Here is a 19,804-nt window from a genome sequence, read left to right as displayed (position 1 = left end):
CAACAACCCGTCAATGAACCGTACCCACGGGGCAGGTGTACTGCCGTCCCACCCCTATGATGTCGTGGCCGTAGCGCGACCGCAGCCCGTCCACCGCCTCCTGCAGTCCGTGCTGCCTGCGGCTTTTGGCGTCGAGTTCGGGAAACAGCGACAGCTGGGGAGACCTCGGCTGCAGCCGGTCGCACACCAGGCGGCAGCTGCGGATTCTGGTCCTGCGGATCCAGGCACGCTGCAGAGCGGTGGCGGCAAGTTCGCGCAGCAGACGGTCTTCCGCTGTCCCCTTGCCACATGACGCCTGCCGTACCACATGCGCCCCGTCGGAGTAACACAGCCAGATCCCTGTCCGCCGCGCCACCTGATTCCTGCCGCGCAGCAAAAAGCCCGCGCGCCCTGCAAGAACCGCCACCACGGCGGAAAGCGCCTCCCTGTCGTTGGTGTCCTCACCAAAAGTGTGCGCACACTCCACGGCGCCTGCGGCCTCATCACGGGTGGTGACCCTGCTGCCGTCATCTCCGCGGCTGGCGTCATAGAGGAAATCACCCCGGCCGCCGAAAGCCACCCTCAGCTGAGAACGGGAGAGAGTGACAAGGTCCCTGACGGTCGTCAGCCGGAACTCCTCCATCTTCAGCAACTCTTCGGCGGTTAATCCCGGCAGCAACCTGGTTGGCAGGGGCGCCAGGAAAGCGGCCTCTTCTCCCGGGGTCACGATATATTCCCCCACCGGTTTCACCAGCCTCGAGGCTACCTTGGATATCAGTTTGCTGGTTCCAAGCGTCCAGATCGGATCGATTCCGAGACTTCTGCGGACCTCGCGGCGCACACGCCAGCCGATGTCCGGCGCAGGGCCATAAAGCCGGTGCGTACCGGTCACGTCGACAAAAAAATGGCCGTCGCCCACCCCGCTCTCTATCAGGGGAGAATAGCCTTCAAGGGTTTTGCCAAACGCTGTCATCGCCTGCTGATAAAGATACGGCCGCGGGGTCAACACAACCGCCCCAGGGCAGAAACGCGTGGCCTGTCTCAATAACATTCCCTTGCGCACCCCATCGCCATAGGCCTCCTCACTCATATCATACACAACCGCACGGGATGCCCGGCAGGAAGCGATGACGACCGGCTTTGACCGCAGCGCGACATCGGCCTCCCGTTCGACCGCAACGGCAAAGTCAGCCACGTTGAAGTGGAGCACCGACCGTTCGTAGCGCATGGAATTCGCCCCCCTGTCAGCCATACAGTCCCTCCCCCGGCGGCAGCTCTTTTCCCGCCGCCGTAAAATGCCCATGCTGCTGCAGGATGCGCTGCAGCAGCATGCCGTTGTGCGGTGCCCGGGCCCGGACATGGTTGTTGAAAAAGACGAGCCCCCGGCCGCTGCGACGGGCCATCGGCACCAGATACTGCGCCGACCAGCTGGCCAGCTCCTCCCGGCAGTAGTCATAGGCGAATTTCTTCTGCATATTCCCCGATCGCCACCCCTCCTGATTGCGGCCATGAAAACGGACATAGAAGAGTTGCGGATTGGTGACGACGTCAAGGGAGGGAAAGAGTTCGGCAAGAGCGGGGACGTCGACGGCCACCAGCGTCACACGGCGTCTGCCGAGCTCTGAAAAAACGGAATCAGCGAGCCAGGACACGTGACGAAACTCCACCGCAACGGGCAGCCCGTGCAACCCGTCGAGGAGGGCGGCAAGGTAGGTCCGGTTGGCGATGGTCCGTTCGAAGCCGGGAGGGAACTGGACCAGAACCGCCGCCAGGCGGCCCGCCTTTACAAGCGGCGCTATTCCGTCACGATACTGCACCAGCTGGTGGCGCCAGTTGTCATCACGCTCGTGGGTCATGGTCCTGGTGAGCTTTGCGCAGAAAAGGAGATGGGAGGGACTCCCGGCTACCATACGCTCCAGGATATCCGCCCGGGCCATCTGGTACCAGGTATAGTTCAACTCCACCACCGAGAAACAGCGTCCGTACAGGCCGACCATCTCATTGCTTCTGGTCCCCGGGGGATAAAAACCGCTGTCCACCCATTCGGTATAGGAGTATCCACAGGTTCCCACATAGACGGAACATATCTCCGTTTTCCCTCCAGACAGTGGCGACATGGCCAGGTCGACCCTGCCGGGGCTGTCAGTTCTGGCCGTGCTCACCGTCAAACTCCCGATGTTTTCCCCTGATAACGCCGACAACTTTACCCTGCACCAGCAGCTCACTGAAAGGATAGCACATCACCGGATACGCATCGTTGGCGGGGTGTAGCTCGACATGGTCCGGATAGAGAAAAAAACGCTTTACGGTGGCCTCTTCGCCCTTGATCAGAACCGCGACGATCTCCCCGTTTTCGGCATATTGCCGGGGCTCACAGACGACGAGATCCCCGTCGAATATACCGGCATCCTTCATCGACTGCCCCTTGATCCGCAGACCGAACAGGTTCTCCCCCCTGAAAATCGAGGCGTCGACAACGACGGTCCCCTCCCACTCCTGCTGGGCGTACATGGGCAGCCCCGCGGTAATCCGGCCGACGATCGGCAGCTCACGACCGCGGCGCGATCCGTTCGTTTTGCCGGGAACAGGATTGAGACGAACGGTCCTGCCGTACCGCCCTTCACGCTTCAGGACCCGTTTGCGTTCCAGCTGGTTCAACAACTGCGCAACCGCGGTATGGCTGACCCCCAGATCCGCGGCAGCCTGCCGCAGACTTGGGATCCGCCCCTCCCCGTCCATCCGTTCCACCAAGTAATCAAGATACTGCTGCTGTTTTTCCGTCAGTTCCATGACCGCCCCCGACAAAGTACACTTACAATGTTTATTTGTAATAATTGTACATGTACAATCAGGTTTGTCAATAAACATTTTGCCGTCACCACCTTTCACCGATCAGCCGTACCGACAGGAGAGGGGAGCGCGCAGAAAAGCAGTACCGCAAAAAGCACAACCGGGATTTGCAATCGCAAATCCCGGTTGTGTGGGAAAATCATTTTGCGGTCTTTCTCAGGACATTACGGTAGAAAAACCCGCCCGGTCACAGGGACCGCACCAGCCGACCGAAACCTCCGGGGATGGTTCCCGAAGACCAGAATGCCCGCCCCTGCTTGAAATCGACAAACCAGTATCCGCCCGGCTTTCGCTGGGCATCGACGAAAATAAAAGGCTGCTCCTTTGAAAAACAGAGATCCAGGTACACTCCCTTAACGTTTTTCACCGGTTCCATAAGAGACATGGCCTCCTCCATTGTCGGCATGCGCCAGTCGCTGAAACCGCAAAATTCCCTTTCATTGAGCTCTGCTATGCTTTTACGCATCAACCGGATCGAACCGATATCGATGCCTCTGCGCTGCCACATCAGCGAGGTTTTCCGGTCGACAACGACATCGGGATCATTTCCGGCAACAAACGAATTTTCAAACCGGCCCGACGGGTTCTGCTCCAGATCAAAGAAATTCCATTTCTCCATTATCCCCTGAAGCTGTTCATCCTGGATGATGGCCCCGACACGCGGCAACGACACCACCTCTTGGGTAAAACTTTTCTCCGCAGCCGAGGGCAGTTGCGGCCCCATGTCCTCTATGACGGGAGTATCCACCCGCGGCACCACCAGCCGCGAATCACCGCCGTCAAGGACGTTGTCGATAAGCCACTTCTTGATCCGGTCGTTGATTGCGTAACTCTTCTCAAAAATCGATGAGGTTCCCTGGTCTGCCACACAATCCCTGATTATCTCCGGCGGTGCCTTCACCTCCGCCATGACCTTGGCGTGCTTCACCGCCCGCTCCATCAGGCATAGCTTCGGCTCCTTTCCCCAGTTGTCGACAAAAAAATAGTAGACACACTCATTATTATTGCGCACCCGCTCACGTCCGCCCCATGATTCGTAGGTCCCGAAAGAAAGCGCGGGATTCATCTCCCAATCGATCGGGCTGATTACCTGGTCTCCGACCCTGACTCCATGAAACTCTCCCATACCACCTCCACCTGTTTAGGGATTACCTGAACATTTCTCGACACCCCGGACCTTTTTCTAAAAAAAAAAGCGACCGGACGCATCCGAGTCATGAACCATTCACCGTAAACTCATTTTGCTTTTTGCGGCCAACAAGCTACAATAGCTTCAGGACCATTACACATAACCTCCGGATAACACCTGGATTTAAATATACATATTGTAAAGTATTAATTATCATTACCAAAATGTCCACCGTAATTGACCACAAAATGTTAAAAAGGGGCTTTCCCCTTCCAAGGGGAGTGACGATCCTCAAAAGTGGGATTAATTTTGCGATCTTTGCAAGGCATGCAACCCGGGTGGTTCTGGTTGTCGACATCCGGCGGCAGGAAAAGACAGAGCATTACGAGTTCGAACTGGACCCGGACGAGAACCGTACCGGCGATATGTGGCATATTCTCCTTGATGCCGACCTTGACGATTTCAGTTACGGATTCCGGATGGACGGCCCGAGCCATGACGCCAAAGGACAGAAACTGGGGTATGACAGCCGCGTCGTGCTGATGGACCCGTACAGCAAAACCGTTATGCCGAGAAAGTGGGGAACACCGGCACAGTACGGCCGCACCCCATGCTCCACCATCGTCTCCACGGAGTTCGACTGGCAACACGACAAACCCCTGAAGATACCCTTCTCCGAGACAATTATCTACGAACTGCACGTAAGAGGGTTCACCCGCTCCCCCTCTTCCGGGGTGAAGGCTCCGGGGACCTACCTCGGCCTGACGGAAAAAATCCCCTATCTCAAGGAGTTGGGAATCACGGCAGTGGAGCTGCTCCCGGTCACTGAATTCGACGAGAACGATACCGTGTTCCACTGTCCGGAAACCGGCCGGCGGCTCAAGAATTTCTGGGGATACAGCCCGGTCTCCTTTTTCGCCCTCCAGCCGGGCTATGCCAGCGATCCCGGCCAAACGGTCAATGAATTCAAGCAGATGGTCCGCACCTTCCATCAGGCGGGCATCGAGGTGTTTCTCGATATCGTCTACAATCACAGCGGCGAAGGTGGTTACGACGGCACCACCAGCAGCTTCCGGGGAATTGACAACAGCATATACTACCTCCTGGGTAAAGACGGCAGCTATCTCAATTTTTCCGGATGCGGCAACACCCTCAACTGCAACCATCCGGTGGTCAGGGAACTGATCCGCGACTCTCTGCGCTACTGGGTCACCGAGATGCATATTGACGGCTTTCGGTTCGACCTTGCGTCAATTCTCGGACGGGACCAGCAGGGCAACGTGCTCCCCAACCCGCCAATGATCGAAGTCATTGCCGAGGACCCGCTGCTCGGCGACACCAAGCTGATAGCCGAAGCCTGGGATGCAGCGGGCCTCTATCAGGTAGGCAGTTTCTCCAGCGACACCAGGTGGGCGGAATGGAACGGCCGCTACCGCGACGATGTCCGCTCTTTTTTAAGCGGCAAAAGAGCAACCGTCAGCCACCTGGCCACCCGGATCGCGGGAAGCTCCGATCTCTACCAAACCAGCGGCAGAAGCCCGCTCTGTTCGATTAATTTTTTAACCAGTCATGACGGATTTACCCTGTACGACCTGGTCAGCTACAACGACAAGCACAACCTGCCAAACGGCGAGCAAAACCGTGATGGAGAGACCCGCAACATCAGCTGGAACAGCGGCGATGAAGGAACAACCTCAGACACCGGTATCATCCGTCTCAGACACCGGAGAATCAAAACTTTTGCGGCGATACTGCTTCTCTCCCAGGGGGTGCCGATGCTCCTTGGCGGCGATGAATTCGGCCGCACCCAGCAAGGCAACAACAATGCCTGGTGCCAGGACAACGATACCGGCTGGGTCGACTGGACCCTGTTGGAAAAAAACAGGGATCTGCACAGATTTTTCAAAAAATGCATTGCACTGCGCAAGAACAACCCGATCTTTCGCCGGGACGACTTTTTCACCGATGAGCCATCTTCTCCCACCGCTTCCGCGGAAAGCACCATATCCTGGCAATATCTCGAGCCAAACCGGCCCGACTGGAGCGACGACTGCCACGGTCTTGCGTTCCTGCTCCGGCAGCACCTGGACGCCGGGGAAGTGTGCAGTTTTCTGGTGATGCTCAACGGCAACCGCGACATCCCCCTCTTTTTCACTGTCCCCGCTCCCCGTCCGGGGAAAATATGGAGAAAAATCATAGACACCGCCGCCGACTCCCCGGCAGATATTGTCGCAATCACCTCCGCACCGGCTTTAATGACCGAAATGGTCAAGGTCCTCCCTTTTGGCTGCGTGGTACTGCAGGACCGACAGCCCGCAAGTGGCCGTACCATTTGACCTGCGTGGCAGCACCCGGGCAGCGGACGGCGACCGCTGCGGCTCCGGTTGCAATCAAATCTGCCCGCCGAAAGGCAAAAACTCTTTGGCACAACACTCGTCTTATGATAGTCTTCTGCGCATAATCGGCATCCACTGTTAGCAACATTTCCCTTTCGTGAACAACTCTATTGTATACAGATGATAAAGGTTCTTTTAACCGGCGACTCCCTGGTTGCTGACCACAACTGGCAAAAAAGGCTCAAAGGTTACGACGTCAACAACCTCGGGATGGCGGGAGCAGTCACCAACGATCTGCTGAGCCTGATACCGCTTATTAAAAAAAGATCCCCCGGGGCTGACATAATAATGGTCATGATCGGCACCAACGACATGCTGTGCGGCAACATTGCCTTTACCACCTTCTTGAAAGAGATTCTGGTAAAACTCCACAACCAGTACCCGATGGCGGAAATACTAGTAAATTCATTGTTCCCGATGTCTCTCCCCCACCTTCCGGAAGATATCATACGTGATGTCAACCGCCGGATAAAGGAAATTGCGATCAAGACCGGCAGCTGCTTTCTCGATATCCATCAACGGGTATTACTCTCGGATAAGACCATTTTCCAGGAAGACGGAGTTCACTTGACTGAAAACGCTTACGAAATCTGGGACCGGATGCTTATCGAACATATTGCATTTCTCATTGAAGATGACTAACGTGGTCAGTCGTTGGCTGATCAATCTTCATTTTTTCCAGGAGTATGCAATGCAATCAAAACCTTTTTTTTCACTGTTGGGGCTGTTCTTTATCTGCGCGCTTTTGGTCTGTTCACCTCATTTGCCGGCAGCGGCAGGAACAACCTCCACACCACCGGCAGTTAGCGGGAAAGTTACCCAAACCATGAATGTTGCCGGATACACCTACATGCTGGTCGACACTGAAGGCGGGCAGAACTGGGTCGCCATCCCTGAGAGCAGTGTCGCAGTCGGCGACACGGTCCGCTACAAACCGGGTATGGTCATGGACAATTTCACCAGCAAGACCCTCAATCGCACGTTTGACACGATTACTTTCAGCGACGGACTCGAACAGCAGCCGGCGGCCCCACTGGGAGGCGGAGAAGACTCTTTTGCCGCAGCGGTTAAAGCCGAACAACAAACAACCCACACGGCCATGGCCCCTTCCGCTGAAGAGGTCTCCGGAGGCAGTGTAGGAGCCATTGTGCCGTTCAAGGAGATCCACGTCGACAAGTCAGTTGCGCCAAACGGATACAGTGTCGAGGAAATTTTCGCCAAAGCCGAAGAGTTGTCCGGCCAAAAGGTGCGGATAAAAGGAAAGGTGGTGAAATTCAGCCCCATGATCATGGGCCGCAACTGGGTCCACCTGCAGGACGGAACCGGTGACCCGATGCACAACACCCACGATCTTGTCATAACCACCGCCGAGACCGTAGAGTTAAACAGTACGGTAACCCTTGAGGGGGTTCTCAGCGCCGACAAGGATTTCGGCGCGGGATACAAATACGAGGCAATCGTAGAGCACGCCTCGGTCATCAAATAAAGGCAAGAGGAACATGCACTATCTACTTGTGGGCCCGGGCGCGCTTGGGTGCCTGCTCTATGCCCTGATGGCAAAAGGGATGCACCAGAACGATCGGTTCACCGTGCTCGACTACAACCGCGAACGTGCTGAACTTCTTTCCAGACGCGGAGTCATATACCAGTGCGGGGCTGCCGAACGGCTGCTTCCGGTGACCACCGCCTCCGACCCGGAGACGCTTGAGCCGGTGGATGTGGTTCTGCTCTGCGTCAAGTCCTACGATGTCAAAAACAGCCTTGACTTCTGCGCTCCGATCCTTGGAGAGAAAACGCTGCTGCTGTTCCTGCAAAACGGCATAAGCCATCTTGAACTCGACACCTGCGGCCATAAGGCGTACCAAGCCTACGGCACGACCACCGAGGGAGCCACCCTGCTCGGCCCCGGTCATGTGAGGCACGCCGGAAGCGGAACCACCTCCCTGGGATTTATCACCCCGCCCGATGAACATTTTAAAAACCTGCTCCAGAAAACGGCAGACACCTTGACCAGATCGGGACTGCAGGTCAACATTACCGGCGACATACTGGCAAGAATCTGGACCAAACTGTTCATCAATGTCGGTATCAACGCCCTTACCGCAACACTCAACTGCAAAAACGGGGAACTCCTCACCCTGCCCGGCGTTGATAAAAGAATGCGTGCGGCTGTTGAAGAGGCCAGGCTAGTTGCCGCGGCCCAAGATATTATCGTGCCGGTCGACCCCTTCGATGCCGCCAGACAGGTGTGCCGGAACACCGCCGGCAATATCTCCTCAATGCTGCAGGATGTGCGGAAAAAACGGCGAACGGAGATCGATGCCATCAACGGTGCCATTGTCCTGATGGCGAGAGAACATGGTATTTCGACACCGGAAAACGACCGTCTGGTAAAGCAGGTAAAAGAACTTGAGGCAACTTATGAAAATGGTTGATGGAAATTTTGCCACTCCACTATCTGCCAGGAAAATCAAGGTGTCGGAGATCGGTTTTGATTTTGACGGAGTGATCGCCGACACCGCCGAAGCGTTTATCCGTCTTTCCTGTGAAGATTACGGCTATTGCGACTTCACCAGAAAAGACATCACCAACTTTGAGCTGGAAAACTGCGTGAACATGCCGATGGAAATCGTCGAGCGCATTTTCACACAGATCCTGGAGGACAGCCTGGGGGCGAACCTGCAGCCCATGGCCGGAGCGCTCAGAGCTCTTGACCGGTTGACAGCCGGCGGGCAAGTGACCATCATCACCGCCAGGTCCCGGACTGAGCCGGTCATAGACTGGCTGACCCATCACTGCAAAGCCGACACAGCCAACCGCATCACCGTGGTTGCAACCGGCGACCACGACGACAAGGTCCGCCATGTCAAGGCCCGCAGAATAACATATTTTGTCGATGACCGTGCGGCCACCTGCAACCAGCTGGCCAAGGCGGGAATAGTCCCCATCGTTTTTACCCAGCCGTGGAATGCAGGAAAACATGCGCTTTACGCAGTCGACGGCTGGGAAGAACTTCTTGACCTTATCGACTCCGCCCGGTGAGATCATGAGATGCCCGAACTGCAACAGTGAAATAGAAGTCTATAGAAATCCGGTCCCCACGGTTGATATAATCATCGAGATCGGCGACTCCATTGTACTGATAAAAAGAAAGAACCCGCCGTACGGCTGGGCTTTGCCGGGAGGTTTTGTCGATTACGGCGAATCCTATGAAAATGCGGCACTCAGGGAAGCGCGGGAAGAGACCGGGCTTGAGGTGAAAAACCTCAGGCAGTTCCGCACCTACTCGGACCCGGACCGCGACCAGCGCATGCACACCGCGTCAACCGTATTTATCGGCTGCGCCGAAGGTAGTCCGGCAGGTGGTGACGATGCGGCCATGGCCAGGCTTTTTACCGAGCAGGACCTGCCGCAGCTGGCTTTTGACCACGGCAGGATACTGGCCGACTATTTCAGTTGCAAAAAACAGCGGTGAAACAGGTGCGCTTTCTTGCGTTAATATCCATCATCTTTTGCCGCTGAAAACATTAAAGACTGCCCCGGTGACCTACAGCAGTGAATGCAGCAGCCAGTAACTCAACAGCCCCACACCTATGGAGCCATAAAGGATCATTCAGGGAGTGCAGTTCTTTTTCAGTTTTCCGGCAAGCAACCAGAAAATCGCGCCGCCCATCAGGGCGGCCGCTGCAACGGTGATCATCTCCTTCACGCCGGTCACCCCCTTATCTTTGTACCGGGCCTTTTCCGCAGACGGATCGACGACGGAGTCACCTCGACCAGTTCATCGTCGTTGATATAGGCGATGCAATCCTCAAGTGACATAACCACCGGCGGAGTGAGAATCACCGCCTCGTCCGAACCGGACGCCCGCATATTGGTTAGTTTCTTACCCTTTGCCGGATTGACCACGAGGTCTGTTGAGCGGCTGTGCTCGCCGACAATCTGCCCCTGATAAAGAGGCTCGCCCGGATGAACAAACAGCTTGCCCCTCTCCTGGAGATTGAACAGCGCATACGCAACCGCGGTGCACGGTTCCTTTACCACCAGCACGCCGTTGACCCGATTGACGATATCTCCGGCATATGGTCCATACTCCTGGAACACGTAAGCCATCATCCCCATCCCCTTGGTATCGGTCATAAACTCGGAGCGATACCCAAGCAGTCCCCTGGTCGGGATGGTGAACACCAGCCTCGCCATGCCGTTGGCGTTATCCATCTCCTCCATCTGGCCTTTGAGTTTCCCCAGTTTTTCGATAACTGCTCCCTGGAACTGCTCGTCGACATCGACGGTCAGCCTCTCGTACGGCTCAAGAATCTTGCCGTCTTCCTCCCTCATGATGACCTGCGGCCGGGTTACCTGGAATTCATACCCCTCCCGGCGCATCTTCTCGATGAGGATGGAAAGATGAAGCTCTCCGCGGCCGGACACCTTGAATCCAACCCCCTCTTCCAGGACGTCGCAGTGCAGGGCGACGTCAGCAAGGGTCTCGCGGTGCAGGCGATCTCCCAGATGGCGGCTGGTAACGTAGCGCCCCTCCTTGCCGGCGAAGGGGGAATCGTTAGGGACGAAGTTCATGGAGATTGTCGGAGGATCGATGGTTATAAGCGGCAGGGGGGCGGGCCGTTCGGGATCGGTAAAGGTTACCCCCACGGTGACGTCTTCCATCCCCGCAACGGCTACAATTTCACCGACGCCGGCTTTTTCCACAGCGGTTTTACCATCGCATTCAAAACGGTAGATCTTGGAAATACGCACCGGTTTGATGGAGCCGTCCCTTCTGGCCACAACGATAGGCTGATTAAGCCGCATGGTGCCGTTGATGACCTTGCCGATACCGAGCCGACCGAGATAGGGAGAATAGTCGATGGTGCCGACCTGCATCTGCAATGGCTTGTCGCTTGAGCCGGTGGGAGCGGGAATATGGTCGACGATCATCTTTGACACCGGCTCCATGGTTCCGCCGTTTACCACCGGTTCCTCGGGATCATAGAGCGCGTAGCCGTTTTTAGCCGATGCATACACTATCGGAAAATCGAGGATCTCATCAGGGGCGTCGAGCTTTACGAACAGATCGAACACCTGGTCGACAACCCAGTCGCAGCGCGCCGCAGGCTTGTCTATCTTGTTGATAACGACGATCACCGGCAGGTGGTTTTCAAGTGCCTTTTTCAGAACGAAATAGGTCTGCGGCATGGGACCTTCCTGGGCATCCACCAGCAGCAGGGCGCCGTCAGCCATGCGCAGCACCCGTTCCACCTGGCCGCCGAAATCGGCATGCCCGGGGGTATCGATTATATTTATCCAGTAATCCTCGAATCTGTAAGACCCGTTTTTCGCGGTTATGGTTATCCCCCTTTCCCGCTCCAGATCCATGGAGTCCATCAGCCTCTCGGAAACCTCCTGGTTGTCACGGAAGATCCCCGAATACTTGAAAAGCTGGTCCACCAATGTTGTTTTTCCATGATCAACGTGGGCTATGATCGCCACATTTCTGATCTTACTCTGTTCCATCCCGTTACCCGTCAAGGCTGCATCGACCTGCAGCGTTATCGTCAGACCGTATTCGCCCGGCATATAAACAAAAAAAGCACACGCCTGTAACAGCGGTGCCGCCCGTTAAAAATCACATCAAAGTGTAACTTTACAGTATAACCCTTGATGAGATATTTTGCAAGCACGGGATTAACAACCAGCCCTTTCCCTCCTATTTTTCGACTTTTTTTACAACTGGGACAGAATCACTCCCCGATCATTTGCCGACCTGAGGAGGGCGGGAATATTTTCATCGATATAATCATAAACCTTCGCCCTCTTGTTTTCCGCAGGCCGCATTATTCTTCCGATTACCTGGAGAAGCCGCCCTTCGAAACGAATCGGCGTCGTCAAAAACAGCGTGGTCAGGCCGGGACAGTCGAATCCCTCGCCGATAAGCTGCAGAGTTGCCACCAGCACCTCGATATCGCCGCTCAGCACCCGGGCGACCACCTCGTTTCTCATTTCAGCAGAGAGCTGGCCGGACAACAGCTCGCAGCTTATATTGCCGGCCTTCAACCTGTCTACGAAGAACCGGCAGTGACTGATCCGGTCGGAGACGACCAGGATCGTTTTACTCTCTTTTTGGGCCGCTTCGGCGATAATATCGTCGAGAATCTGTCTGTTGCGCCCTTCATGGCCTACCAGAGCCTTGATCAGTGCCTGGTAATCCCCACGGTACCGGTAGGAAAAGCTGGTACCACGGCGAATGATTTCCGGCGAGAGAATCGCCCCGGTCGCCATCAGCTCATCCCTCTCGACCCGGTGTATCCGGTCGCCCATGAAATAGTAGATCAATTTCGTCATTTCCCCGTCGCTGCGAAACGCCGTCGCCGACAGGCCAAGAAGAAAGTGGCAGTCGAAAACGGAGACGACGTCGGTAAACAGGCTTGCAGGCACCCGGTGGCATTCGTCGACCACCAGGTGACCAAAGCATGGGGCAAGCTCTTCAACCCTTTTCCTGGCACTGTTTACTATGGCAACGGTTACCGGCCGTATCTCAAACCTACCATCCCCCACAAGCCCCGCCTCACAGCCAAGAAACTCGCGAATCCGTTCCTGCCACTGGTACAGCAGTTCCTTGGTGTGCACCACTACCAGGGTCGGCTGTTTCCTGCGGGCGATAAGGGCCAGGGCCATCACCGTCTTGCCGCTGCCGGTCCCCGCTTCTATAACCCCGAAAGATTTTCCCGCGGCGGCGCCAACCGCATCCTGCTGATAAGGACGCAATGTTGCGCTCAAGGTGAACTCCTCGGCTGCCAGCAGCCTCCGGTTGTCGACAATCTCCGGATCGAATCCGCAGAGCCTGCGGCAGCAGAGAACCGCCTGGTTGGCAAACCCCCGGGGAAACCTGAGCCCACCAGGTATGGAATCATAATATCTCAGTTGACGCTTCAAGTTCTTGCCGATCCACCGGCCATACTTTTTGGCGGCAGTATACTGCGGGTTTTCCAGGGTCAGCTTATTTTTGATCTCCTGTTCCAGATCAAAAGCGATCCCTGTAAACGCACAGTCGGAAGAAACGGTCAGTATCGGTTTGGTGGCCATAATCCGGTTGTATCCTCCGCGCCGGCGTGGACCGGATGCGGGACAGAGATGGTAATAGAGTTTCTCACTTGCAAATTGATCCTGCAGCAGGTACCCTACTTCGACTCTTATATTGCTTCTAATGTCGAGGTTTTAGGTTTATGAAAAAAATTCGCGCCGCCATGGCGGCTTTTATTTTACTTACCATAGTTATCGCTTTTCCGGCACATGCGTCAGAAAACATTATCCTGGAGATCCCCCAGAGTGTCATCGCCAGGACCACCAGAGCCCTGCTGCCCTACGACGTCGACACTCACTCCAAGTCAATTGACGGCAAGATAACCATTATCGATATCAGTAAGGTGCAGCTGGAAAAGGACCAGCTCAGCTGCCGCCTGCACATGGCTGGCAGCAACCTGGCCCTGGTAACGGATATTGCCGGGCACCAGATAAAACTCAAGGTGGGAGCCGTTGAGATCAATTTCCACAGCGAAGCAAGGCTGCGTTTTGACCGCAACCGCCAAAAACTGTTCGTCCGTCCCTTCATCAAAGACCTGACCACCACGGGGGACGGCATCAACGACGAGATAGGCCGCACCCTTGTTTCACTGTTCAACGGCAGGGAATTTCCCCTGGCCATGCAAAAACTGGAACCGCTCATTGTCGAAGCGGGAGCCAAGACCGTAGCCATCGATACCCGGATAGACGACATCAAAGCCAGCCGGGGCAAGATCACCCTCAGGCTGGCCCCCGTAATCACCGCGAAATAGATCCACCAGGGAGCAGTTATCACCACATCAGGTCATCCGGCACCTTATAATCGGCATAAGGATCGTCGGGGTCGCTGGCCTCCGGGGTGGGAGCTGCAGTTGTCAGGTGAATAAAGACAGCATTGCTGTTGGCCCGTATTTTCTCGGCCACGGCTTTGGGTATTACTTCAAACTGTTCTCCCAACTCGACAATACCCAGCTGGCCCGAACTCAGCATATCGGCTGTTTTTTTGGTAACGAAGATCCGGTGAATCTTTCCCGAGACGTTGAACCTGTACGCCACGCCGCCGTCGTCTCCGGCGACTTTGTGCTGCTCGACAAGTTGTTTTATCTTTGCATCTTCGGCCCTTTTCTGCAACTTGGCCTCGCGCTCTTTGTTCAGTTCACGGGCACGGGCTTTTTTCTTTTCCTGGGCTTCCTTGGCCATACGCAGGTTTTCGTCGGCGATGACGTCTGTACGTTTGCCTTTGGTCTTTTTCTTCTGCTGGTGCTTCTGCTTCTTGACCTCGTTGGCCTTTTTCTTGTCCACCAGCCCCAACTTCAGCAACTGCTCTTGAAATGTCTTGCCCATAACCAATAAATCCGTCCGATTATTTTAAAAACCTGCCGCACATCGGGCAGCAACCCTACCCTGCGACCATCTTGTTCACCTTTGTTTTTTTATCCCTGCGCCCATCTGCCTGCCGTCCCTTTTCATGGGGCGACCAAAGGAGCCGGACCAGTCCTGTAGAGAAGATAGCATGTTCCGCCAAGTGACGCCACCAGTAGACGCAGCTGAGGGCATGTAAAACGTTTTTACCGCCCAGCAACAGTAACCGCCAACACTATGGTCACCAGGAAAAAGTGATACAGAAAACATAGCTGCTTATCGATCGTTTTTGCAAACAGCTCTGTCGGTCGCAGCGGTCCTGCCTGCCCGAACCGCACGACACCACCCGGCCTGGACCAGACATCTTGTGGTTTTCACCTTACATCGGTCTATGTCAGGTAGTTTTGGTGGTCCGGTTGACCTATTGTGACGATGAAGAGCAACAAAAACTGCAACCTGAAACCTTATGGAGGAAAAGATGAAACTGACGATGATGATCATAGCGCTTGTTATGGCCGCAACTCCCGCACTGGCTCACGACAGGGATCAATACCATATCGACGCCCGGAAACAAAACGGCTGGCACCGGGAGTACCGTGCGGACACCCCGCACCGCCATGGCGCAGCGCAGGCAAGAATTCCGAGCACCAATCACACCGGCAGAACCTTCTACCGCCACCACCAGCAAACTTTTCAGGCGGGCTGGGACATCCCCCCCGGACAGGCGGCAACCGCAGACAACTGTTACAGATACTCCCTGCGTGCCGAGGGCGGCAGGGGAGCGGCGAGGATATTGTCGCTGCCGGGAAAAAACTACATACAGGTGGAAAACGGAACAAGACACGGGTTTGTCTGTTTCAATGAGCAGCAGACCCTGGAGCTTGGCAAGCTTGGCAATACGGCAACCGAGGTTCAGCTTGTTATCTCCCGGGTGGGAAAATACCGTTTTTCAAGCGGAGATCCGGGAGTCAGCTACAAAAACAACTGGTACAGGTCATATGTGAAACTGTAGCGCCTTTTAGGGTGCTGGACATGTCAAAAAAAGCGGATCGATGGCTGCAGGACAACGTTGACCCGCTTTTCACGCCGGCATAAGCGATCGACAGACAACCGCGTTGGGTTCAGCCGACCAGCTGGTTCATTTCGAAGATGGGCAGCAGGATGGACAGGACGACAAAACCTACCGCCACCCCCATCAGCGCGATCATGGTCGGCTCAATTATCGAGGTCATGGCAACGATAGAGATCTCGACCTCTTTTTCATACATTTTCGACACCTTTTGCAGCATCTGCTCGAGACTGCCGCTCTGCTCACCCACTTCGATCATCTGGACAAACATGGGCGGGAACCACGGCGACTCCCTGAGGGCCAGGGTCATGCTCTTTCCTTTACGCACATCATCCATGGAGGTCTCGATGACTCCGGCCACATGAACGTTATCGACAAGATTTTTGACAATACGCATCGAATCCATCAACCCGACGCCGCTCTCCAGTAACGAACCAAGGGTCGAGGCGAACCGCGCCAGGATTATCTTGCGCACCACCGGACCTACTACCCACACTTTCAATTTGACAAAATGGTACACCCGCCTGCCCGCCGGCTGGCCGATAACGTAGCGCAGCCAGAAAAACAGCACCATGGCCGAAGCGAGGATAAGCCACCAGAAATGCTTCAACACGTCGCTGAGATTGATAAGGACAAGGGTCGGCAGCGGCAGCGTCCTGTTCATTTCGGCAAAAACCTGCGTAATATTTGGCACGATATAGGTTATCAGGACAAAAAGTATCAGTCCGCCTATCACCGCCATAAAAAGCGGATATATCAACGCAGCCCTCACCTTCGCCTTAAGGATCTCCTGATTCTCGCCAAACTCGGCAAGACGGTCAAGGACGATATCAAGTGACCCCGAAGCTTCTCCGGCTCTTACCATATTTATGAAAACCGAGGAGAAAAGCCGCGGATGCCTGGCAAGCGCCTCGGTGAGACTGTTGCCCTCGTTCACCTCGTCTTTTATCTGCGCAATCACTTTCTGCAGGGCGATGTTGCCGGTTTGCTGCGACAAAGAGCCCAGCGCCTGTACCAGAGGGACACCCGCTCCGAGCAGGGTCGCCAGCTGCCGAATCACCGCATTGACTTCGGCCGACTTGATGTTTGCAAACAGGCTGAGACTGCGTCTGCCTTCTTTGCGGCTCTGCCTGTTGCTCTCCACTATCCCGACGGGAAAAATGTTCCGTCCGCGCAGTTTGGCCCGAGCGGCTCCTTCGCTGTCGGCATCGATAATTCCCCGAATCTTTTTCCCTTTTTTATCAAGGGCGCTGTAATCGTATACTGGCATAACCTTTACCGAAAATAGACATTTATCCTATCCGGCAGAAAGCCATTGTCCGGACGGTGCGAACGGCAGTTGTGCTGCTCCGTATCATGGTCCGGAGCCGTTCGTATCTGATCGATCATGACAACTCTATTATAACACAACAAATTTTCCGATCCTTTTTTTATTGCAGCCGCTCATTGACCCGGATCACATAATTTTCCCTGGCGCTGCCCTTTACCTATTTATCGATAGGCACTGGTTCACTATTATTGTAAGATAAAGTACTGTTCAGCCGGATCCAGGATCTCCAGGAGGTTGGGCCGTACGGCAAAAAAATATCGTAAAACCAAAAAGGTAACAAGTTTTCACACTCAATACGATTGATAAAGACAACATGTATACCCGCTACTTCGGCTTAAAGGAAAAACCCTTCACCATCGCTCCTAACCCGAACTACCTGTTCATGAGCGAACAGCACCAGGAAGCGCTGGCCCACCTGCTCTACGGTCTTAACAGCGAGGGATGTATCATCTTACTGACCGGTGATATAGGAACCGGAAAAACAACGATCTGCAGAAGCCTGCTGCAACGGCTGCCGCAGGATACGGAAGTGGCGGTTGTGTTCAATCCCAAGCAGACAATCACCGAGCTTCTCGGGTCCATCTGTGAAGAACTGGGCATAAAAAACATCAAGGAAGGCTCGTCAGCCAAAGCTCTTGTCGATGCCCTCAACGAACATTTACTGAACTCCCACGCCCGGGGCAAAAACACGGCATTGATCATCGATGAAGCCCAGAACCTGGATGTCGAAATCCTGGAACAACTCCGTCTTCTCACCAACCTTGAGACCGACACCAGGAAACTGCTGCAGATTGTACTGATCGGGCAACCGGAACTACGGACGATTCTGCAGGCTCCGGAACTGGAACAGATCAACCAGAGAATCACCACCAGATATCATCTTGGCCCCCTCTGCCGCGCAGACATAGATGCATACGTAGAGCATCGACTTGCAAAAGCCGGGATTCCGCCGATCCTGAAGCTGTTTGACCAAAAGGCGCTTAACTATCTGGCTAAAACGTCCAGGGGTATTCCACGAATAATAAATACACTTTGCGACAGAGCCCTGCTCGGGGCATACGCGACCAATAACGTCACCGTTTCCCACAGCATCATCAAAAACGCCAGAAAAGAAATAACCCAAGGGTTTTCATCAGTTTCACGACCGCCGGAACGTACCGGGAAAATTGCGGCACTGGTGCTGTCGGCGCTGGCGCTGCTGGGCGGCTCCGTTTTGCTGTTCCTGCAATTCTCCCCCTATTCGATGAGTGATCTTCCTGCGCTGAACCGAATCCGGCAAGAACAGCCGCAGCAGTTGTCGGCGCTTACAAACGGTGCCGACAACGGTCCGCTGGCGGCCAGTGATGCTTCCCGATCTCAACAGCCAACTCTTTCAGAGGCCAAGGAGTAAACACAGAATGTCCTTTATCCTGGATGCGTTGCAAAAATCGGATCATGAACGGCACAAGGAGTCCGCTTCCCCGCTCTATTCGGCGCACGGTTCATACCCCCAGGCAGCTTTGCCACCCAAAAACGGCAACACCCGTTTTTTCAAGCCACTGCTCTATCTTATCATCCTGGCGGTCCCGATTGGCGCTGCACTCCTTTTTTTCTCCGCCCACCGGGACCAACAGGAAGCACCGGCAACCGCCACCCTTGCACAGCAGGTGAAGTCGCCTGACCGGCATCACTACCCTCACACCCAGTCTGCTGACAGTTCAGTCGCGGCGATCGACACCGGCGAGCAGCCGGCAGGCGTCGTCCTTCAGGACGGACCTGCATTACCCGAGTCGTTACAGCCTCCCAGGCTGTCGCCTGAGAAACGTAAAGTCATATTCCAATATTTCCGCGATCAGTCGGACAACACGTTAGAGGTTGCCCCGAAAAACACCGAACCCGCAGCAGTACCGGATTTTTCCGAGCTTGCTGAAAATATCAAGAGCCGGATTCCGCCCCTGCACTTTGCCGGTCACACCTATTCCGAGACCCCGGACCAGCGTATGATCATCATCAACAACAACATCGTAAAGGAGGGTGACATGGTCGACGCCAGGCTCCGCCTGGTAGAGATCACCTGGGAAGGAGTCGTCCTGGAATTTGCCGGGACGCGGTTCGCCATGGAAGTCCGCTAACGGGGAAAGACAAAGGTTTTCCTTACCACATGCCAATTATCAAGGAGTTGCCGATGAAGGAGCGTTTGGCGAGGTGCACTCCGGAGGATTGCCGTCTTTTGGGCTCGACTTTACATTTCACTTTATCCCGTGGTTTGGATAAAATGAAGTAACCCATATCCATGCGCAGCCCGGCAAAATCCGGCGCACGCCCTCTTTGCCAAAGACCAAGCCGCCTGGCCCGCAGGTTTTTGCCAACCACCACCAATGGTTGACAGAAAAGAAAGCACAGCCGGCGCTGCAGATGGCAACAGAAAATGTGACAACACCTACGGAGTTCTTTTGAACGAAGAGAAACAATAGTGAAAATTAAATCTTGACCACCACTTTTATAAAGAATGCATATTGTTTTTTAACTGATTACCAATACACCATTGGTAGGATATATCGACACCGCCCCAATCATTTTTTGGCGCTCCATCTCCGGTAGAGTATCCACAGATCTTTTCATCTACCAGCAAGATCAGTGGTTCCAGGCGG

General features: G+C 54.9%; 18 protein-coding genes. 10 read left to right on the top strand and 8 right to left on the bottom strand.

Annotated features, from left to right (window positions below):
* Positions 1-10: 10 nt before the first annotated feature.
* The 4 genes from BLQ17_RS04795 to BLQ17_RS04780 form a co-directional block, all read right to left on the bottom strand.
* Complete coding sequence (locus tag BLQ17_RS04795; protein ID WP_176761092.1) at positions 11-1,231, bottom strand: DNA polymerase Y family protein; 1,221 nt, start codon at positions 1,229-1,231, stop codon at positions 11-13.
* A complete protein-coding gene (locus tag BLQ17_RS04790) occupies positions 1,224-2,141 on the bottom strand; it encodes a DUF72 domain-containing protein (RefSeq protein WP_245694994.1) in 918 nt (305 codons plus the stop codon). Before BLQ17_RS04790 ends, BLQ17_RS04795 begins: the two co-directional genes overlap by 8 nt.
* Complete coding sequence (gene lexA / locus BLQ17_RS04785) at positions 2,122-2,769, bottom strand: transcriptional repressor LexA (protein WP_092220333.1); 648 nt, start codon at positions 2,767-2,769, stop codon at positions 2,122-2,124. Before lexA ends, BLQ17_RS04790 begins: the two co-directional genes overlap by 20 nt.
* Before the next feature lie 247 nt (positions 2,770-3,016).
* Positions 3,017-3,955, bottom strand: coding sequence for an Lcl C-terminal domain-containing protein (locus tag BLQ17_RS04780; RefSeq protein ID WP_092220331.1), 939 nt, complete (start codon positions 3,953-3,955; stop codon positions 3,017-3,019).
* Between the two features lie 251 nt (positions 3,956-4,206).
* Here BLQ17_RS04780 and glgX point away from each other — a divergent pair, with 251 nt between their 5' ends.
* The 6 genes from glgX (at position 4,207) to BLQ17_RS04750 (ending at position 9,829) form a co-directional block, all read left to right on the top strand.
* Positions 4,207-6,294, top strand: a complete 2,088-nt coding sequence (glgX, locus tag BLQ17_RS04775; protein WP_092220455.1) for a glycogen debranching protein GlgX — start codon at positions 4,207-4,209, stop codon at positions 6,292-6,294.
* Positions 6,295-6,474: 180 nt separating this feature from the next.
* Entirely contained in the window at positions 6,475-6,996 is a 522-nt protein-coding gene (locus BLQ17_RS04770; RefSeq protein ID WP_092220330.1) for a GDSL-type esterase/lipase family protein, read from the top strand.
* A 49-nt stretch (positions 6,997-7,045) separates the two neighbouring features.
* On the top strand, positions 7,046-7,840 hold the full coding sequence (locus BLQ17_RS04765) for a hypothetical protein (RefSeq protein WP_092220328.1): 795 nt from the start codon (positions 7,046-7,048) through the stop codon (positions 7,838-7,840).
* A 13-nt stretch (positions 7,841-7,853) separates the two neighbouring features.
* Entirely contained in the window at positions 7,854-8,789 is a 936-nt protein-coding gene (locus BLQ17_RS04760; protein WP_092220326.1) for a ketopantoate reductase family protein, read from the top strand.
* Entirely contained in the window at positions 8,776-9,396 is a 621-nt protein-coding gene (locus BLQ17_RS04755; protein WP_245694993.1) for a 5' nucleotidase, NT5C type, read from the top strand. The genes BLQ17_RS04760 and BLQ17_RS04755 overlap by 14 nt, the downstream gene beginning before the upstream one ends.
* Before the next feature lie 4 nt (positions 9,397-9,400).
* Positions 9,401-9,829, top strand: a complete 429-nt coding sequence (locus BLQ17_RS04750; RefSeq protein ID WP_092220324.1) for an NUDIX domain-containing protein — start codon at positions 9,401-9,403, stop codon at positions 9,827-9,829.
* A 239-nt stretch (positions 9,830-10,068) separates the two neighbouring features.
* Here BLQ17_RS04750 and typA read toward each other — a convergent pair whose 3' ends face one another.
* A complete protein-coding gene (gene typA / locus BLQ17_RS04745; protein ID WP_092220451.1) occupies positions 10,069-11,868 on the bottom strand; it encodes a translational GTPase TypA in 1,800 nt (599 codons plus the stop codon).
* 210 nt (positions 11,869-12,078) lie between these two features.
* Positions 12,079-13,437 (bottom strand): DEAD/DEAH box helicase, encoded by a 1,359-nt coding sequence (locus tag BLQ17_RS04740; RefSeq protein WP_092220322.1) that lies wholly within the window; start codon positions 13,435-13,437, stop codon positions 12,079-12,081.
* 140 nt (positions 13,438-13,577) lie between these two features.
* Between BLQ17_RS04740 and BLQ17_RS04735 the strand changes: the two genes are divergently transcribed.
* The gene (locus BLQ17_RS04735) at positions 13,578-14,186 is read left to right on the top strand and encodes a hypothetical protein (RefSeq protein WP_092220320.1); all 609 of its coding nucleotides are present in this window, start codon (positions 13,578-13,580) and stop codon (positions 14,184-14,186) included.
* A 19-nt stretch (positions 14,187-14,205) separates the two neighbouring features.
* Here the strand turns inward: BLQ17_RS04735 and BLQ17_RS04730 are convergent, their stop codons facing one another.
* Positions 14,206-14,757 (bottom strand): DUF2058 domain-containing protein, encoded by a 552-nt coding sequence (locus BLQ17_RS04730; protein WP_092220318.1) that lies wholly within the window; start codon positions 14,755-14,757, stop codon positions 14,206-14,208.
* Between the two features lie 496 nt (positions 14,758-15,253).
* Between BLQ17_RS04730 and BLQ17_RS04725 the strand changes: the two genes are divergently transcribed.
* Complete coding sequence (locus BLQ17_RS04725; protein WP_092220316.1) at positions 15,254-15,787, top strand: hypothetical protein; 534 nt, start codon at positions 15,254-15,256, stop codon at positions 15,785-15,787.
* A 109-nt stretch (positions 15,788-15,896) separates the two neighbouring features.
* On the opposite strand, the gene gspF is transcribed toward BLQ17_RS04725, so the two are convergent.
* Positions 15,897-17,114: a type II secretion system inner membrane protein GspF gene (gene gspF, locus BLQ17_RS04720; RefSeq protein WP_092220314.1), complete on the bottom strand. Its 1,218-nt coding sequence runs from the start codon at positions 17,112-17,114 to the stop codon at positions 15,897-15,899.
* A 373-nt stretch (positions 17,115-17,487) separates the two neighbouring features.
* Between gspF and BLQ17_RS04715 the strand changes: the two genes are divergently transcribed.
* Together BLQ17_RS04715 and BLQ17_RS04710 are read left to right on the top strand one after the other, a co-directional pair.
* Positions 17,488-18,564 (top strand): ExeA family protein, encoded by a 1,077-nt coding sequence (locus BLQ17_RS04715; protein ID WP_092220312.1) that lies wholly within the window; start codon positions 17,488-17,490, stop codon positions 18,562-18,564.
* Between the two features lie 7 nt (positions 18,565-18,571).
* A complete protein-coding gene (locus BLQ17_RS04710; protein WP_176761091.1) occupies positions 18,572-19,285 on the top strand; it encodes a general secretion pathway protein GspB in 714 nt (237 codons plus the stop codon).
* Positions 19,286-19,804 lie beyond the last annotated feature (519 nt).

Source organism: Desulforhopalus singaporensis (assembly GCF_900104445.1).
GTDB classification, from domain to species: Bacteria; Desulfobacterota; Desulfobulbia; order Desulfobulbales; family Desulfocapsaceae; genus Desulforhopalus_A; species Desulforhopalus_A singaporensis.
Note: the sequence above shows the minus strand (reverse complement) of the source record. Positions and strands in the feature narration are given on the sequence as shown.

Coding starts and splice junctions, on each gene's coding strand:
- BLQ17_RS04795 (WP_176761092.1), bottom strand. CDS start 1,231: ATGGCTGACAGGGGGGCGAATTCCATGCGCTACGAACGGTCGGTGCTC.
- lexA (WP_092220333.1), bottom strand. CDS start 2,769: ATGGAACTGACGGAAAAACAGCAGCAGTATCTTGATTACTTGGTGGAA.
- BLQ17_RS04780 (WP_092220331.1), bottom strand. CDS start 3,955: ATGGGAGAGTTTCATGGAGTCAGGGTCGGAGACCAGGTAATCAGCCCG.
- glgX (WP_092220455.1), top strand. CDS start 4,207: ATGTTAAAAAGGGGCTTTCCCCTTCCAAGGGGAGTGACGATCCTCAAA.
- BLQ17_RS04770 (WP_092220330.1), top strand. CDS start 6,475: ATGATAAAGGTTCTTTTAACCGGCGACTCCCTGGTTGCTGACCACAAC.
- BLQ17_RS04765 (WP_092220328.1), top strand. CDS start 7,046: ATGCAATCAAAACCTTTTTTTTCACTGTTGGGGCTGTTCTTTATCTGC.
- BLQ17_RS04760 (WP_092220326.1), top strand. CDS start 7,854: ATGCACTATCTACTTGTGGGCCCGGGCGCGCTTGGGTGCCTGCTCTAT.
- BLQ17_RS04755 (WP_245694993.1), top strand. CDS start 8,776: ATGAAAATGGTTGATGGAAATTTTGCCACTCCACTATCTGCCAGGAAA.
- BLQ17_RS04750 (WP_092220324.1), top strand. CDS start 9,401: ATGAGATGCCCGAACTGCAACAGTGAAATAGAAGTCTATAGAAATCCG.
- typA (WP_092220451.1), bottom strand. CDS start 11,868: ATGGAACAGAGTAAGATCAGAAATGTGGCGATCATAGCCCACGTTGAT.
- BLQ17_RS04740 (WP_092220322.1), bottom strand. CDS start 13,437: ATGGCCACCAAACCGATACTGACCGTTTCTTCCGACTGTGCGTTTACA.
- BLQ17_RS04735 (WP_092220320.1), top strand. CDS start 13,578: ATGAAAAAAATTCGCGCCGCCATGGCGGCTTTTATTTTACTTACCATA.
- BLQ17_RS04730 (WP_092220318.1), bottom strand. CDS start 14,757: ATGGGCAAGACATTTCAAGAGCAGTTGCTGAAGTTGGGGCTGGTGGAC.
- BLQ17_RS04725 (WP_092220316.1), top strand. CDS start 15,254: ATGAAACTGACGATGATGATCATAGCGCTTGTTATGGCCGCAACTCCC.
- gspF (WP_092220314.1), bottom strand. CDS start 17,114: ATGCCAGTATACGATTACAGCGCCCTTGATAAAAAAGGGAAAAAGATT.
- BLQ17_RS04715 (WP_092220312.1), top strand. CDS start 17,488: ATGTATACCCGCTACTTCGGCTTAAAGGAAAAACCCTTCACCATCGCT.
- BLQ17_RS04710 (WP_176761091.1), top strand. CDS start 18,572: ATGTCCTTTATCCTGGATGCGTTGCAAAAATCGGATCATGAACGGCAC.